13 protein-coding genes are annotated in these 16,625 nt (G+C 59.2%); 8 read left to right on the plus strand and 5 right to left on the minus strand.

Annotated elements, in window-relative coordinates; genetic code table 11:
- The first annotated feature begins 9 nt into the window (after positions 1 to 9).
- A complete protein-coding gene (gene hrpA / locus HW450_RS01555) occupies positions 10 to 3,909 on the plus strand; it encodes an ATP-dependent RNA helicase HrpA (protein WP_182386286.1) in 3,900 nt (1,299 codons plus the stop codon).
- 6 nt (positions 3,910 to 3,915) lie between these two features.
- Here hrpA and nrdR read toward each other — a convergent pair whose 3' ends face one another.
- Positions 3,916 to 4,371 carry a transcriptional regulator NrdR gene (nrdR, locus tag HW450_RS01560; RefSeq protein ID WP_182386287.1) on the minus strand — a complete coding sequence of 152 codons (456 nt, stop codon included), beginning with the start codon at positions 4,369 to 4,371 and terminating at the stop codon, positions 3,916 to 3,918.
- Positions 4,372 to 4,429: 58 nt separating this feature from the next.
- The gene (locus HW450_RS01565; protein WP_182386288.1) at positions 4,430 to 4,756 is read right to left on the minus strand and encodes a hypothetical protein; all 327 of its coding nucleotides are present in this window, start codon (positions 4,754 to 4,756) and stop codon (positions 4,430 to 4,432) included.
- Between the two features lie 322 nt (positions 4,757 to 5,078).
- Here HW450_RS01565 and lexA point away from each other — a divergent pair, with 322 nt between their 5' ends.
- From lexA to HW450_RS01580, 3 genes are all read left to right on the plus strand, one after another.
- Positions 5,079 to 5,774 (plus strand): transcriptional repressor LexA, encoded by a 696-nt coding sequence (gene lexA / locus HW450_RS01570; RefSeq protein ID WP_182386289.1) that lies wholly within the window; start codon positions 5,079 to 5,081, stop codon positions 5,772 to 5,774.
- A gap of 252 nt (positions 5,775 to 6,026) precedes the next feature.
- On the plus strand, positions 6,027 to 6,806 hold the full coding sequence (locus tag HW450_RS01575) for a DeoR/GlpR family DNA-binding transcription regulator (RefSeq protein WP_182386290.1): 780 nt from the start codon (positions 6,027 to 6,029) through the stop codon (positions 6,804 to 6,806).
- The gene (locus tag HW450_RS01580; RefSeq protein WP_182386291.1) at positions 6,803 to 7,711 is read left to right on the plus strand and encodes a carbohydrate kinase family protein; all 909 of its coding nucleotides are present in this window, start codon (positions 6,803 to 6,805) and stop codon (positions 7,709 to 7,711) included. The genes HW450_RS01575 and HW450_RS01580 overlap by 4 nt, the downstream gene beginning before the upstream one ends.
- Here HW450_RS01580 and ptsP read toward each other — a convergent pair.
- Positions 7,708 to 9,405 (minus strand): phosphoenolpyruvate--protein phosphotransferase, encoded by a 1,698-nt coding sequence (gene ptsP / locus HW450_RS01585; protein WP_182386292.1) that lies wholly within the window; start codon positions 9,403 to 9,405, stop codon positions 7,708 to 7,710. The two genes, HW450_RS01580 and ptsP, sit on opposite strands and share 4 nt — an antisense overlap.
- Before the next feature lie 199 nt (positions 9,406 to 9,604).
- Here ptsP and HW450_RS01590 point away from each other — a divergent pair, with 199 nt between their 5' ends.
- The 4 genes from HW450_RS01590 to HW450_RS01605 are packed head-to-tail and all read left to right on the plus strand — an operon-like array spanning position 9,605 to position 13,679.
- Positions 9,605 to 10,399, plus strand: a complete 795-nt coding sequence (locus HW450_RS01590; RefSeq protein WP_182386293.1) for a DeoR/GlpR family DNA-binding transcription regulator — start codon at positions 9,605 to 9,607, stop codon at positions 10,397 to 10,399.
- Positions 10,396 to 11,361, plus strand: a complete 966-nt coding sequence (gene pfkB, locus HW450_RS01595) for a 1-phosphofructokinase (protein WP_182386294.1) — start codon at positions 10,396 to 10,398, stop codon at positions 11,359 to 11,361. The genes HW450_RS01590 and pfkB overlap by 4 nt, the downstream gene beginning before the upstream one ends.
- Complete coding sequence (locus tag HW450_RS01600; protein ID WP_182386295.1) at positions 11,358 to 13,355, plus strand: PTS fructose transporter subunit IIABC; 1,998 nt, start codon at positions 11,358 to 11,360, stop codon at positions 13,353 to 13,355. Before pfkB ends, HW450_RS01600 begins: the two co-directional genes overlap by 4 nt.
- A 57-nt stretch (positions 13,356 to 13,412) precedes the next feature.
- On the plus strand, positions 13,413 to 13,679 hold the full coding sequence (locus HW450_RS01605; protein WP_182386296.1) for an HPr family phosphocarrier protein: 267 nt from the start codon (positions 13,413 to 13,415) through the stop codon (positions 13,677 to 13,679).
- Between the two features lie 57 nt (positions 13,680 to 13,736).
- On the opposite strand, the gene HW450_RS01610 is transcribed toward HW450_RS01605, so the two are convergent.
- Together HW450_RS01610 and hflX are read right to left on the minus strand one after the other, a co-directional pair.
- Positions 13,737 to 15,011 carry a uracil-xanthine permease family protein gene (locus HW450_RS01610; RefSeq protein WP_182387245.1) on the minus strand — a complete coding sequence of 425 codons (1,275 nt, stop codon included), beginning with the start codon at positions 15,009 to 15,011 and terminating at the stop codon, positions 13,737 to 13,739.
- A gap of 52 nt (positions 15,012 to 15,063) precedes the next feature.
- A complete protein-coding gene (gene hflX, locus HW450_RS01615) occupies positions 15,064 to 16,602 on the minus strand; it encodes a GTPase HflX (protein ID WP_182386297.1) in 1,539 nt (512 codons plus the stop codon).
- Positions 16,603 to 16,625 lie beyond the last annotated feature (23 nt).

Below are 16,625 nucleotides of genomic sequence, written 5' to 3' on the forward strand. Positions count from 1 at the left end.
GGGTTAGCTATGAATACCCCACAGTCCCCCACCAAGCGAGAGCTGTACGAGCGCCTCAGTGAGGTCTCTCTCACCGCCGAAGCAGCTTTCCGACGCCGCTTAGCCAAAGCTAAGTCGCCACGCGCTTTCACAGCCATTGCCCGCGATATCGATGAGGCTCAGATTGCGGTGGCAATGCGTCGTGAAGCTGTGCCCACTATCACCTACCCAGAGCAGCTTCCCGTTAGCGCACGTCGCGACGACATTATCTCAGCGATCCGCGACCACCAAGTGGTGATCATCGCTGGTGAAACCGGGTCTGGCAAAACCACGCAGATCCCGAAGATGTGTCTGGAACTCGGTCGCGGCACGCGGGGACTCATTGGGCATACTCAACCCCGCAGGCTCGCCGCGCGCACGGTTGCGGAACGCATCGCCGAGGAACTGGATCAAAAGATCGGCGAGAGCGTTGGCTACGCCATCCGCTTTGATGATCGTGTCTCCGACACCACTTCCGTCAAGTTGATGACAGACGGCATTCTGCTTGCCGAAATGCAGCGCGACCGCCTACTTCGCGCTTATGACACCATCATTATCGATGAGGCGCACGAACGCTCCCTGAACATCGACTTCCTGCTGGGATACCTTAAGGCGCTGCTTCCAAAGCGTCCGGACCTCAAGGTCATCATCACCTCCGCGACGATCGACCCGGAGCGCTTCGCGGAACACTTCACCGAAGCCGATGGCTCCCCTGCTCCCATCATCGAGGTGTCCGGGCGCACCTATCCGGTAGAAATTCGCTATCGGCCGCTGGAAGTCGTGCATGGTGATCGCGTCACGGACATCGACCCCATTGACGGCGTCATCATGGCGCTGGAAGAACTGATGAGCGAAGGCGACGGCGACATCCTCTGTTTCTTCTCCGGCGAACGCGACATCAGGGACGCCATGGAGGCCCTCGACAAGCGTCGCTTCTCCGGGGTCGAGGTCATGCCCCTGTTTGGCCGGCTTTCTAACGAGGAACAGCATCGGGTGTTTGCCCCGCATTCCCGACGACGCATTGTCTTAGCCACCAACATCGCAGAGACCTCGCTGACCGTGCCCGGGATCCACTACGTGGTGGACACGGGCCTGGCCCGCATCTCCCGCTACTCCACCCGGACCAAGGTGCAACGTCTGCCGATCGAGCCCATCTCGCAGGCCAGCGCCAATCAGCGCTCTGGCCGATGTGGCCGTGTCGCTGACGGCATCGCCATTCGGTTGTACTCCGAGGAGGACTTTCTCTCACGGCCGGAGTTCACCGATCCGGAAATTTTGCGTACCAACCTCGCCAGCGTCATCCTGCACATGGCGTCGTTACGCCTGGGCGATATTTCCGAATTCCCCTTTATCCAGCCGCCGGACCCGAAAGCGATCCGTGATGGCCTGCTGCTACTCCACGAATTGGGCGCGATGTCCCAACAAGAGAAGAATGCAGCGCCGGTGTTGACTGATATCGGACGCAAGCTCGCCCGCATTCCCGTCGATCCGCGGTTAGCACGAATGCTGGTGGAGGCGGATCGCAATGGCTGCTTGGACAAGGCGCTGATCATCGTCGCAGCCCTCACCATCCAGGACGTGCGCGAACGCCCTCTCGAACACCAGGCACAAGCTGACCAACTGCACGCCCGCTTTAAAGACACCACCAGCGATTTCCTTAGCTACCTCAAGCTCTGGGACTATCTTTCGGAGCAATCCCGAGACTTATCTGGTAACGCCTTCCGCAAACTGGTTCGCAAGGAATACCTGCACTACCTACGTATCCGGGAATGGCAGGATCTCGTCCGGCAACTCCGCGGGATCACGAAGGATCTCGGCTGGGCAACAGAGACCACACCTATCAACAGTGATGCTCTCCACCAGTCCCTTCTTGCTGGTTTGCTCTCCCACATTGGACAACGGGAAGGTGACTCCAAGGAATTCATGGGTGCCCGCGGCGCTAGGTTCATGGTGTTCCCGGGCTCAGCCCTGGCAAAGAAGCCACCCCAGTTCGTCATGGCTGCGGAGCTGGTGGATACGTCGCGGCTGTGGGCCCGCGACGTGGCAGCGATTGACCCTGCGTGGGTAGAAAAACTCGCCGGTGATCTGCTCCGCCATCAGTATTCGGAACCCCATTGGTCAACGAAGCGTGGCGCTGCCATGGTGTATCAAAAGTCCACGTTGTTCGGGGTGACGATTGTCGTCGATAAGCTTGTGCCCTATCACCGCGTGGACCCGGTGGCCGCGCGAGAGATGTTCATCCGCAACGCGCTCATCGAAGGCCAGTGGAACACCCACCACACGTTCTTCCACCACAATGCACAACAGCTCGCAGAGGCCGCGCGGCTGGAGGAAAAGGCACGCCGTCGCGACCTGGTCGTAGATGAGAACACCTTGTTTGATTTCTACGACAAGAAACTGCCGGAACGCATAACGACGGCCCGTCACTTTGATTCCTGGTGGAAAAGCGAGCGCCAGCGCAACCCCGAACTTCTCAACTTTGATCCAGCGAAACTGCTCAGCGCAGAGGCCGACACTATCGCCGAGGAGCAATTCCCGGACGTTTGGCGCCAGGGCTCACTCGAGTACGAGCTCAAGTACCACTTCGAGCCGGGGCACAAATTCGATGGCGTCACAGTCCATATTCCTATCCCGCTACTCGCAGGCATCACCGATGAAGGCTTCGATTGGCTGGTGCCCGGGCTTCGCCACGAACTGGTCACGGAATTGATCCGCAGTCTGCCAAAACCACTCCGCAGAACCGTTATCCCCGCGCCGGATTTCGCGGCGCGGGCCCTTCCGGAGCTCAAGCCTCACTTTGGGGATCTGCTGCAGCAACTCGCCACAGTCTTGCGTGGATTTGGAGCGATAGGAATTGATCCGAGCGATTTTGCAATCGACAAACTCCCACCGCACCTGCGCATCACCTACGCTGCGATTGACCGACGCGGGAAGATCGTCGACTCCGACAAATCTTTGGCGGCGCTCAAGAGCCGTAGTACGGAGAAAGTTAAGGCCTCCGTCAACAAGGCGGTACGACGTGGAAAGCAAGTGAGCGACACCGCGTTGACGTGGGATAACGACGCTCTTGGGAGCCTCCCTACAGAGGTAGTGACTAAGGTCGATGGTCAGGACATTGTGGCCTACCCTGCCTTAGTGGTGAGCTCGGATGGCGTTGCCGTGCATGCGCTACCAACCCAGGCGGAAGCCGACGCTGCGATGCTCACCGCCACCCTTGCTTTACTGCTCAAGGAGATTCCGACGCCAGGCAAGAACATGCTCAATGGTCTGCCACTGAAACAACGCGTGGGAGTAGAGCACTATCCGCACGGGAAAATGACCGGCCTGTTGGAGGACGCAAAGGTTGCGGCGGTGCGCGATCTGCTGCTGGCCCACGGCGGCCCCGTTCGTTCACCGGAGGCTTTTGCTGACCTGGTAACGAAGATCAAGCCGGAGGTGCCCGGAAAAGTCCGTGCGACAGTGGTCACGCTGGCACCGGCGCTGGTGGATTATTTGGCGGTAAAAGATGAGCTAGACCAGTGGACTGGCGAGGCTATCGACGACATGCGAGAGCAGCTAGCGTTCTTGCTGCCGCAGCACGCCATTAGCATTCATGGGATGGACCATCTGCGTCACTTGCCCCGGTATCTGCGGGCGATGCTTATTCGTCTGGATGCGATGGACAGGGATCCCGACCGGGATGCGGATCTGCAGGATGAAGTCACTGCCTGCCAGGACTTGCTGAAGCAGAAGCTCCGTAGTTTGCCTCGAGGCAGGGAAAAGACTGCTGCAGTCAAGGATATTAATTGGCAGCTGCAGGAGTTGCGGGTTAGCTTGTTCGCTCAGCAACTGGGAACCGCGCATTCGGTGTCGGTGCGCCGGATCGAGAAGGCGATCGCTAAGTTACGGTAGCGGGAGCTAAGCGTTTCGGGCTCGACGACGCATGAGACGAATTTCGGACTCAAAATCGTCTGCGCTTTCGAAGGACTTATACACCGAGGCGAAGCGCAGGTAGGCCACCTCGTCCAGTTCTCGGAGCGGTTCCAAGATGGCTAGGCCAATGTCGTTAGCGTTGATTTGACTGCTGCCGTGGCTGCGTACCGACTCTTCTACTTCTTGAGCTAGTCGCTTAAGGGCATCGTCGGACACGTCGCGTCCCTGGCATGCTCGTCTCACACCAGTGATGACTTTTTCACGACTAAACGGTTCCGTCACACCGTTTCGCTTAACAACCAAGAGCACCGCCTTTTCTACGGTGGTGAACCGGCCCTCGCATTGAGAGCATTCTCTTCTACGCCGAATTGCGGCGCCGCCATCGATGACGCGGGAATCAATCACGCGGGATGTCGTGTGATGGCAAAAAGGACAGTACATAGGATCAGGTACGCTCCGGGCAATAGTCGTGGCGGGAACGTTTCTGATTCTAGTGCCCTTACTTCACATTCATGGAAGCGAAGTGCGTGGTGCCCGTGGCTGGCGTTACTACGTCATCAGCCGGATCTACCGCCAGCATTCCAATCACAGCGGTGAGCCCTAAGACCGCGCCCATTGCTAGCTGCCCAAGAGCAAACCGACGCGGGGAAGCGCTGCGCCGAGTGCTAGTCACTCCCTGTGGCAGTAGCGCGCGCCCTTGAACAACGCGAGTATGGCTCGCTGTAAACCGGGAATCTCCCCCATTCCAGGTTGCCGCAGGAGGTACTACCGCGTGAGACGCGAAGCTGTTGTGAGCGTAAGAGCGTGGAGTGCTGACGGTGGTCATCGGGTCTACCTTCCTTTCTTAGTGGACTGGTTGTGCACTCTAGGAGATCGTGCCGACACGGCAGCCCTCCCTCGAAGCATTTTTCATAGCCCACATGTTCGAAATTCGTTGCTATGTTCGATTTGTAGCACGATCATTTTCGAATGTCTAGCGTTGGCCCACATTTTCGAAAGAAATTTTTTCTCAACACTCGAAAATTAACATGACACCACGTGTTTTAGCTGGTACTGTGTGTGGCAACAACACAGCCACTACCATTATTCGAAAACAACAACGTCCGTTCCTAAGTTAATTTTCGAACAAGCACCATAAGGGACTTACCATGTCACCAGCTAAGAAAAATTCGCCACAGCCGAAGCTCACCGAACGCCAGCGACGAATCCTAGAAGTTATCCGCGATGCCGTGGTACTTCGGGGCTACCCTCCGAGCATTCGCGAGATTGGCGACGCCGTAGATCTGCAGTCCACCTCCTCTGTGGCATATCAGCTACGCCAGCTTGAGGAAAAAGGCTTCTTGCGCCGAGACCCCAACAAGCCACGCGCGGTAGATGTCCGCCACCTACCGGAGGTCACTAAGTCAAAGGCCGGTCCAAAGCCTGGGCGAAAGAAGCAAGTGGAAACCCCGGCCCCTTCGGAGGCGGTAGCTACCAACTTTATCCCGGTTGTGGGCAGCATTGCCGCCGGCAATCCCATTCTTGCCGAGCAGAACATCGAGGAGTACTACCCGCTGCCCGCCGACATTGTTGGCGACGGCGAGCTGTTTATGCTGCAAGTGGTCGGCGAATCCATGCGAGATGCAGGCATCCTCAACGGAGACTGGGTTGTTGTCCGTTCCCAACCAGTTGCAGAGGAGGGTGAATTTGTTGCAGCCATGATCGACGGCGAGGCAACGGTCAAAGAGTTCCACTCAGACTCCACTGGTGTCTGGCTCCTTCCCCACAACGATGCCTTCTCCCCAATCCCTGCCGAGCATGCGGAAATCATGGGAAAGGTGGTCTCCGTCCTGCGCAAGTTGTAGCTAGGGGCCTGCTATGGGGTAACCACAACCAGGCATTGTTTCCATTACAAAACTTTCCTCCTCCCAAATCGGGGGTAGTTTCGGTAGCTTTTGCGACACATTTTGTTTGCTTTGCCCGATCGGACACCAACTTTGTGGGATACTGGACTGGATTTATTCAGATACTCTGCAACAACAGTGACTCCAGTTATAACCGAATGCTGGGGTCACGTTTTAGTGTGGTACACCGCTGCTTTATCCCTAGGAGTATGAATGTACGCAGAAGAACGCCGCCGCCAGATTGCGTCCCTCACCGCTATTGAAGGCCGCGTCAATGTCACCGACCTGGCGCAACGTTTCGATGTCACCGCCGAGACGGTACGACGCGACCTCGCCGTACTCGCTCACGAAGGAATCATCCACCGCGTCCACGGTGGTGCAGTAGCCACCCAAAGCTTCCTCACCACCGAGTTCACCCTTGACACGCGTTCAAAGTCCGCCTCTGGCGCCAAAAGCGCTATTGCTCGAGGGGCGCTGGAGTTCCTTCCAGATCGGCACGGTGGTATTTTCCTCGATGCTGGCACAACGGTCGCGGCATTGGCAGATATGTTGGCTGAAGATCCACAGGCGCACCACTGGTCCATCGTTACCAACTGCCTGTCTATCGCACTGAGCTTGGCCAACGCCGGACTAGACGAGGTTCAGCTGCTGGGAGGCACGGTCCGCGCTATCACCCAGGCGGTAGTCGGCGATACCGCATTACGCACCTTGGCCCTGATGCGTGCGGAAGTCGCGTTCATCGGTACCAATGCTCTCACCCTGGACCACGGCCTGTCTACCGCCGATTCCCAGGAGGCCGCGGTGAAGCGCGCCATGATCACCAATGCTCAGAAAGTGGTCGTGCTGTGTGACTCCACCAAGCTCGGCAATGACTACCTGGTGAGCTTCGCCGGGATCGACGACATCGACGTGGTAGTCACTGATGCGGGCGCCCCAGAATCCATCGTCGAAGCCCTGCGCGAACGCGAGATCCAGGTAGTTATCGCATCATGATCCTTAACGTCGCAACCACGCCCGAGCTGTTCCGCACCTCGCGGCTGTCCGAGGAACTGTCCTGGGAGCACACCAACGCCCTGTCCGAAGTAGCCGTGGTACCAGCAGGAGGCGGGGTCAATGTAGCCCAAATGCTCTACTGCGCAGGCCAGGATACCCGCGTGCTGGTCCCAGCCCCCGAGGTCAGCCAGTTCATCCGCATGCTATCGCTGCAGGGGCTGCCCTACGAGATTGTTGACGTCCCCGGCCCCATCCCCGTGCGGTACCTCATTGATTCGCCCGCTGGTCGCCAGCTGCAATTTGTTGACCCTCCGATGGAATTGAAAGTGTCGGAACTGGCGATCCTGCGGGATATGTGCGTAGCGGCAGCAGAAACCGCCGAATGGGTCGTCCTCGCCGGTGTGCTTCCTGACATCGCTCATGCCTCCTGGTACGTCGATGTCATGCGCGCACTTCGCCTCTACCACCCAGGTGTGAAGATCGCGGTCTCTACGTCGGGCCAGCCCCTTGGCGCGGTGCTACGTCAGGTGTACACCACCAAACCAGATGTGCTCGTGATTGACACCGCAGAGTTCGACAGCACCGAGCAGCGCGACACAGCGATAAGCACGCTTACCGACGCAGCAGTCCCCCACATCTTGGTGTGCCACAGCAGAACCCATTTTGAGCTGTTTTCCGGCGCCACTGGCGCAAGTTACTCCGCTGAGTTCGTCGGTGATCCAGGCAAACAGTGGTTGCCCTGGCAGGATGCTGCCCTCGCGGGACTGCTCCTAGCGGACGTGGCAGCTGATCCTCAAGCTGCGCTGATCTCGGCGCTTGCGTATGCCAACGCCCCGATCGGCGATCCGGCCCGTGCCGTTCCGACTCCAGATGTTCTGCAGCCGGAACTGGTTCAGGTTCGTTAGGACTGGGCGTCGAAAAGCGCCTGTACGGCGGCCCGGGCTTCCTGAGCCCCGGAAGCGCACATCGCAGCGTCGGCCGCTGCCAGGCAGAAATTAATGTCCACCTCAGCCAAGTGCGCACCCACTGCGGCTACGGAGTTCGACGCCGCAGACAACGAAGACACGCCCAGCCCAGTCAACACGATAGCCAGGTTTGGATCTGCTGCGGCTTCGCCACACACGCCGACTGGAGTTTGCGTGGTCTTGGCTACTTCACAGGTGTGCTGGATCAGACGCAGCACTGCAGGCTGCCATGGATCCGTGAGGTAAGCCAGCTCTGGGGAGAGTCGGTCGGCAGCCATCGTGTACTGGGTGAGGTCGTTGGTGCCGATAGACACAAAGTCGAGGTGAGGCAGCAGGTGGTCAGCCATGAGTGCCGCGGCTGGCACCTCGATCATGGCACCAGCGGTGAGTCCGCGTTCGCGACACAAGCCTGCGAACCACTGGGCCTCGTACGCCGTTGCCACCATCGGGGCCATCACCCAAGTTGGGACGTCTGGTCCGCGACCTGCTTGCTTGGATGCCAGTGCAATAGCGTCGAGCTGACGGGTGAGTAACTCTTCGTTTTGTCGAGCAATGCGCAGACCACGCACACCCAAGGCAGGATTGTCCTCGTGCGCGAGCGAGGCGAATGGGACGGGTTTATCCGAGCCGGCGTCCAGGGTACGCACCACCACTTTGGAGTCCGGGAAGGCTTCAAATACCTTTTGGTACACCTCAGCTTGGTTTTCCACCGAAGGTTCTGACGTTGCGGACAGGAAGCACAATTCCGTGCGGAACAAACCGATGCCTTCCGCCTGGGTTTCCGCTGCTTTCTTTGCCGCGTTACCGTCCTGCACATTGGCGAGGAGTTGCACGCGGTGGCCGTCCTTGGTTTGGGAAGGCCCGCGCCAGCTCTTGATCTTCTCTGCCTTGGCGCGCGAGTCTGCCACCAGCCGACCAGCTTGCTCTGGGTCTACCCCGGTGGTTACGGTGCCGGCGCCACCGTCGACGAGGACTGCGGTGCCTTCGCTGATGGTCTCAAGTTGTGAGCCAGCTGCTACGATGCACGGCACGCCGAGCTGTCGCGCGATGATCGCAGTATGGCTGGTGGGCCCACCAAGGCGGGTGACGAGCGCCGTGAAGATGGAAGTATCCAGGACTGCGGTGTCGGCGGGAGAGAGATCGTCGGCGAGCAGAACAACTTCACGGTCGGCCTGTGGCAGCCCTGGTTCCGGTTCGCCTCGCAGTTCAGCGATAACGCGGTCACGAATATCGCGCAGGTCAGTGACGCGTTCCGCCATGAGTCCGCCAGCCTTTTCGAACATGGCGATGAAGCTGCCCGTAGCTTCGACCACAGCGAATTCTGCGGTATGGCCGGCATTGGTAGCCTTGCGTACTGCCTTGCGCCAACCACGGTCGCGCACCATTCCTGCGGTGGCTTTGAGCACCTCCGCAGCATTGCCCGTGACAGCGGCTGACCGCTCTTCCAGCCGGACTGCAACGGCATCGGCGGCGACGGTAAAGCGCTCTAATTCTTCGGGTCGTTTGTCCTCCGGTAACGGTGTGGAGGAGGTGGGCAGTGTTGGGCGCGGAGCCACCCACACGGCCGGGGCGAATCGGACACCATCTACCACCGCGGTGCCTTTAACTGTCACTGATTGTGCTGCGTCGGTCACTACTTCTCACCCGTCTTTACGATTGCGATTGAGCTTACTTAAAGCCTAACACCTCGATGTTGTTTTATGTCTGGAATCCTGGTCACACCTGTTGACATTCCAACACCGCGTGGTATTAAGCTGTTACTTAGTACTAGCTGGTAACAGCTTATAGCTTAAGTCACTTTATTTCCTTCACTAGCAGTCAGAGCGAGGCATCATGCTTTCTGCACTTGAACGCCAAGCAGAAATTGCGCAGACCACACAATCGGCTGGTCATGTGAGCGTTTCTCAGCTGTCATCACACTTTAATGTCACGCCAGAGACAATCCGGCGCGATCTTAAAGCGTTGGAGAAAAGAGGGCGGCTGGTCCGGGTACACGGTGGCGCGGTGTCTGTTTCTCCCAACCACAACGTGGAGATGGAGTATGACTCCAACACCATGGTGAACATCGACAAGAAAAAACGGATCGCGGCGGCGGCGTGGAACCGGCTGCAACAGTTACCACAGCTCAATGCCATCACCATCGATTCTGGCACCACCACGTTGGAATTCGTTCGCGCGCTGGCCAGTGGCGGTAAGACATCCCACACGTCATCCATGACGATGATCACCAACTCTCTTCCGGTGGCAAACCTCACCACTGATTACGGGCTCACGGGGGTTCACCTGGTGGGTGGACGGATCCGACCGATCACCCGAGCTATCGTCGGGGACCAAACCGTTCGCGAGCTGCAACAGCTTCGTGCCGACGTGGCCGTGCTGGGGGCAAACGGGTTGTCCCTTAATCACGGTTGTTCCACCCCTGACCCGTCAGAAGCCGCGGTGAAAGCAGCGATGGTTCAGAGCGCGCACAAGGTAATGGTGCTGTGTGATTCCACCAAGTTCAAAAAGGACTTTTTGGTTACTTTCGCCCCGCTGGATTCGATAGACATTGTGGTCACGGATTCCGGGGTGATCCCGCAGCATTATGAGATCTTGGAGTCGTTGGGGATCGAGGTAGTGGTCGCATGATTTTGACCTTCACCCCCAACCCGAGCATCGACTGCACGATGGACCTGTCAACTCAGCTCCGCCGGGGCGCAGTCCACCGCCTGAACACCGTCACTCGCGCGGCTGGTGGCAAAGGCATCAATGTTAGTGTCGCGGCTCATCTGGCGCGCCGACCGACGCTCGCAGTGTTCCCTGCCCCGCACAATGATCCGTTCATCCGGTTGCTGCTTAAGAAGGACGTCAACTACGAGTTCGTCACGAATGACGACGCAGTACGCACGAACGTCACCATCACGGAGCCTGACGGCACTACCACAAAGTTAAATGGTCCGGGCCCTCAGCTCACGGAATCGGCCCTGCAACAGTGCGAGCAGCTCCTTGTGTCTAAAGCCAAAGGCGCATCCTGGGCGGTTCTCGCGGGGTCTTTGCCGCCGGGGGCACCAGTCGATTGGTATTCGCACCTGGCAGAGCTGCTGCACACCGAGAACCCCGAACTGCGCATTGCTATTGATACCTCTGACGCTCCCCTGCGCGCTGTGTTAGAAAACATCGATCGTGCCCGCCCGGCTCTGATCAAACCCAACGGCGAGGAACTGGGGCAGGCCGTTGGTGTGGATGGAGCGGCCTTGGAAGCGGAGGCCAAAAGTGGCGACGTTACGGCCGTCGTTAAGGCAGCGCGTCAACTGCAGGAACGCGGTGTGGACAATGTGCTGGTGACGCTGGGCGCTGCCGGCGCAGTCCTGGTGCGCGCCGATGGCGCCTGGTCTGCATGCCCGCCTCCTATCACCGCAGTGTCCACGGTGGGCGCGGGAGATAGCTCCCTCGCGGGCTTCGTCATGGCATCGTGCACTGATGTTTCCCCTGCTGAAGCGCTGCGTCACGCCGTGGCATACGGCTCCGCCGCTGCTTCCCTGCCCGGCACCCAATTACCGACCCCCGAACAACTCCAACTCAGCAACGTCACTGTTAAGGACATTTCATGAGTACTCCCGTCATCACTCCGGAGCTCGTCAGTCTCGACCGCAATCTCGGCCACAGCTCCAGTGAGGTCATTGAACGTCTCGCCGCGCTGCTCGCCGAGGCCGGCCGTACCAGCGACCCCACGCAATTGCTTCACGACGCCAAAGCCCGCGAAGCCACCTCCCCCACCGGTTTCAAGGGACGCATTGCCATTCCGCACTGTCGCACCGCCGCTGTCGAGGATCCGACACTGGGATTTGCGCGGCTGGAACCAGCCGCTGATTTCGGTGGCCCCGACGGGGACGCTGACTTGGTGTTCCTTATCGCGGCCCCGGAAGGAAGTGGCAAGGCACACCTAAAGATCCTGTCAACGCTGGCCCGCGCGCTGGTTAAGGATGAGTTCGCGTCAGCGTTGCGCGCTGCCACTAGCGAACAAGAAATCGTCGACCTCGTCCAAGGCATTCTTAATCCAGCACCGAAACAAGCCACAGCGGCCGAAGAAAAGAACAACGGGGCCGTCAGTATCGTCGCCGTCACCGCCTGCCCGACCGGAATCGCCCACACCTACATGGCCGCTGATTCCCTCACCCAAGCAGCCGGGAAGCGCGATGACGTGACCATCCAGGTGGAAACCCAAGGTTCCTCGGCAGTCACCCCGCTTCCATCGGCTACGATTGCCGCGGCGGACGCCGTTATCTTCGCCACCGACGTGGGAGTGAAGGAACGCGAACGCTTCGCCGGTAAACCTGTGATCGAATCCGGGGTCAAACGCGCGATTAACGAGCCAGACAAAATGCTGGACGAAGCCATCAAGGCGGCCCACAACCCACACGCCCACCGGGTCTCCGGAACCGCCGCGGCCACGGATACGGAAGAAGAAAAAGGCCAACTTGGTTGGGGCAAGCGGATTCAACAAGCTGTAATGACCGGCGTGTCCTACATGATCCCCTTCGTCGCGGCTGGCGGTTTGTTGCTCGCCCTCGGATTCCTCTTCGGCGGCTATGACATGGCCAATGGGTGGGAAAACATTGCCACGGAGTACTCGCTGACCAACCTGCCGGGCAACACTATCTCTGTCGATGGCGCTGAAGTTACGTTCGAACGCGCTGGACTGCTCCTGTATCTGGGCGCTGTGTTCTTCGCCATTGGACAAGCTGCGATGGGATTCATCGTCGCCGCACTCTCCGGCTACATCGCCTACGCTCTCGCCGGTCGCCCTGGTATCGCCCCAGGTTTCGCCGGTGGCGCTATCGCAGTGACCCTCGGCGCGGGCTTCATTGGTGGCCTGGTCACCGGCATCCTGGCCGGTTTGATTGCCTACTGGATTAGTAACTGGAAGGTCCCGCGCGTGGTGGCATCGCTCATGCCTGTGGTGATCATCCCGCTGGTGACCACCTTGCTTGTTGGCGTGTTGATGTTCCTGGTGCTCGGACGCCCGCTGGCCGCGATCATGATGGGGCTACAGGACTGGCTGACCGGAATGAGCGGGTCTTCCTCCATCCTGCTCGGCATCATTCTTGGCCTGATGATGTGCTTCGACCTCGGTGGCCCGGTGAACAAGGCAGCGTACTTGTTTGCCACCGCTGGCCTGTCCACCGGCGACGAAGCCTCGATGAAGGTGATGGCCGCTGTCATGGCTGCCGGTATGGTGCCACCGATCGCGCTGTCCATCGCTACCTTCCTGCGCAAGCAGCTGTTTACCCCTGCAGAGCAGGAAAACGGCAAATCGGCCTGGCTGCTGGGGCTTTCCTTCATCTCCGAAGGCGCCATCCCATTCGCCGCAGCAGACCCGTTCCGTGTCATCCCGTCAATGATGCTCGGCGGCGCAGTAACCGGTGCAATTTCGATGGCGTTCGGCGCCGGGTCCCGCGCGCCACACGGTGGTCTATTCGTATTCTTCGCTATCAGCCCGTTCTGGGCATGGTTGGTGGCCATCGTCGCCGGGTCGCTGGTGTCTGCTTTCGCTGTCATCGCGGTCAAGCAACTGTGGCCAAACAAGACCCTTCACACCGTCTAAGCACAGTTTTCACTACACTGGGACACTACGTTCCACCAACAGAAAAGGATTGATCTTATGTTCTCCACCACCGTCACCGTAGGTTCCGCAGTCGGCCTGCACGCTCGCCCGGCAACCATCATCGCAGAGGCTGCAGCAGAGTACGACGAGGACATCTACCTCGCTCTCGTTGGTGAGGAAGACGACGAGCCTACCGACGCCGCCTCGTCCCTGATGATCATGGCGCTCGGCGCAGAAAAGGACGACCAGGTTGTGGTCTCCTCCGAAAACGAGGCCGCAATGAAGAAGATCGCCGAGCTCATTGAGAAGGATCTCGACGCTTAAGGTCTCTTAACCAAAAATGGCCGGCAGGTATCAACCCCTGCCGGCCATTAGTGCGTTTTAAAACTTTCCAGCCAAACGTCCTTCACCAACGTGCGTGTACAACCACCGCAGGATCGGATACACCACGATGATGCCTGCTGAACCCCAGGCGATGCCTTCCAGCTCCACTCCGAATACGGTGAGCGTCAGGTTGCCGATACCCGCAACCAGGGCCACCGCTGCTGCGGTGAGGTTCACTGGGTCATTGAAATTGATGTTGTTGTCTTGCCAGATGCGCACGCCGAGCATACCGATCAAGCCATAAAGCACGATCGTCGCTCCGCCCAGCACCCCGGTAGGAATGGTGAGGATCAAGGCGCCAAACTTAGGGATAAACGCAAGCGCAATCGCGGTGCACGCTGCGACCCAGTAGGCCGCCGTCGAGTAGACCTTGGTTGCAGCCATCACGCCCACGTTCTCGGCATAGGTGGTAGTGCCGGAGCCACCAAAACCACCGGCCAGTGTCGTAGCCAGACCATCCGCGATCAAGGCGTCGCCGGCGAGATCATCGAGGTTACGGCCCGTCATCGCGGACACCGCCTTCACGTGCCCGACGTTTTCCGCCACCAGCACAATAATCACCGGCAGGGTGACCAGGATGACCGAGAGTTTAAACTCCGGAGCGTGGAAGGTCGGGAAACCAATCCAGGCAGCCTGTGCGATGGTGTCAGCCGCACCTTCCTTCAAATTGCCCGTCACGGCAGCAAACACCCAACCAACGATAACGCCGATGAGGATCCCCAGACGTGCCACCATCCCGCGCCCGGCAACAGTGGCCACCAGGATCGCAGCCAACGTCACGCATGCCACCAGCGGCTGGGTGGCAAAGTTCGAGGCGGCCACTGGGGACAGATTCAGACCGATCAGGGCGACGATTGCACCAGTGACCGTCGGTGGCATCACCGCATCGATCACGCGACGCCCCGCCACCTTGACCACCACACCGATGAGTGCCAACACCAGGCCGGCGACAACAATGCCGCCCAACTGGGTGCTGATACCTTCGCCTTGGGTGGCGACGAGCGGTGCGATGAACGCAAAAGAACTGCCCAGGTAGGACGGCAACCGGTTCCGAGTCAGCAGCAGGAACAACATGGTTCCGAGCCCGGAGAACAACAGTGTGGTGTTCACCGGGAAACCGGTCAGGGTGGGGACCAGCAACGTCGCACCAAACATAGCGATGACGTGCTGCATACCGATGCCAATGGTCCGGCCCCAGCTCAAGCGCTCTTCCGGAGCAACAACCGCCCCAGGCTTAATAGTTTTACCGTCTCCGTGGACAGTCCAGCTCATGCTTTTGATCACGGTTAATCATTATCCGTGCCCAGGCCCTACACACCAAACGCTAGACGTCAGGCTCTACCACAAATTCGGCCAATTCCGCGGCCAGGGATCCGGGCAGTCGGACGTCGAGAAGCGTGCCGTGCTCGTTGTACTTCTCCGACAACACCGTGGCGTGGCTGTGCAGGCGTGCCACCACGTCGCCGCGCGTGAATGGAATAAGCATGTGGACGTGCGCATCGAGGGAATTGAGGAACAGCTCGATGCGGGCTTCCAGCTCCGGAATACCCTCGAGGGTGTGAGCGGAGACGAACACCGCATCATCGAGCGCGTGACGCAGTTCCGCGAGGGTGAGCGGATCAGCTTTATCGATCTTGTTCACCACGATGATCTCCGGTGGCGCCTCCTCGCCGGTTTCCCGGACGATCTCCAGGATGACCTTGTTCACCGCCTCGATCTGCTTGAGCGGGAACGGGTCGGAACCGTCCACTACATGCAGCACCAAGTCCGCATCCACCACTTCTTCCAGGGTCGAGCGGAACGCTTCCACGAAGGAGGTCGGTAGGTGGCGCACGAACCCGACGGTGTCGGTGAAGGTCACAGCACGGCCATCAGCGAGTTCCGCGCGGCGTGTCGTGGGATCCAGGGTGGCAAATAGCGCGTTTTCCACCAGCACACCCGCGCCAGTCATCGCGTTAATCAGCGAGGACTTGCCCGCGTTGGTGTAGCCGGCAATGGCGATCTGTGGTGTGGTGGAGGCGCGTCGCTTCGCGCGTTTGGTTTCACGCGTCGTCTTCATCCCTGCGATCTCTTTGCGCAGCCGAGCCATGTCGGCGCGGAGACGACGTCGATCCGCCTCGATCTTCGTTTCACCGGGGCCACGCAGGCCTACACCACCATTAGAACCGGCACGGCCGCCCGCCTGGCGGGAGAGATTGCCACCCCAACCACGAACGCGGTTGAAGAGGTACTCCATCTGCGCTAATGCGACCTGAGCTTTACCTTCTTTGGATTTGGCGTGCTGGGCGAAGATATCCAGAATCAGCATAGTCCGGTCAATAACCTTGACTCTAAGGGCTTCTTCCAGCGCGATCATCTGGCTGGGGGTCAGCTCACCGTCACAGACGACCGTGTCCGAGTCGGTCGCTGCGATGATGTCCGCCAGCTCCCGGACTTTGCCCGACCCAATGTAGGTACCGGGATCTGGTTTGTCGCGCTTTTGGTACAGCACTTCCGTCACTTCCGAACCGGCGGTCTCCGCTAGCGCTTGGAGCTCGGCCATGTTCGCTTCAATTTCGGCGGTGGTCCCTTCCGTCCACACACCTACCAACACAACACGCTCCAGACGTAGCTTGCGGTATTCGACCTCGTAACCTTCGCGGTGCTCGGTGTCACGCACGGTACCGCCACGGCTGAGTTTACGCAGCGAGGACCGCGCCTCCAGGTCAAGTTCGCCGACTGTCGGAGCGTCTTCTGAAGGGGCGAGCAGCCCCGATTGATCGATCCCGTTTGAGTTAGCAGCAGGTGCTGATGTGTGATCCTTAAAAACCTCAGAAAGGAGGTCATCATGATTGTTTTTCGTCATTAGCTGCCATTGTGTCATGCTCACCGCTTCCACCACTAATA

Origin of the sequence: Corynebacterium hindlerae (assembly GCF_014117265.1) — a bacterium.
In the GTDB taxonomy this organism is placed as follows: Bacteria; Actinomycetota; Actinomycetes; order Mycobacteriales; family Mycobacteriaceae; genus Corynebacterium; species Corynebacterium hindlerae.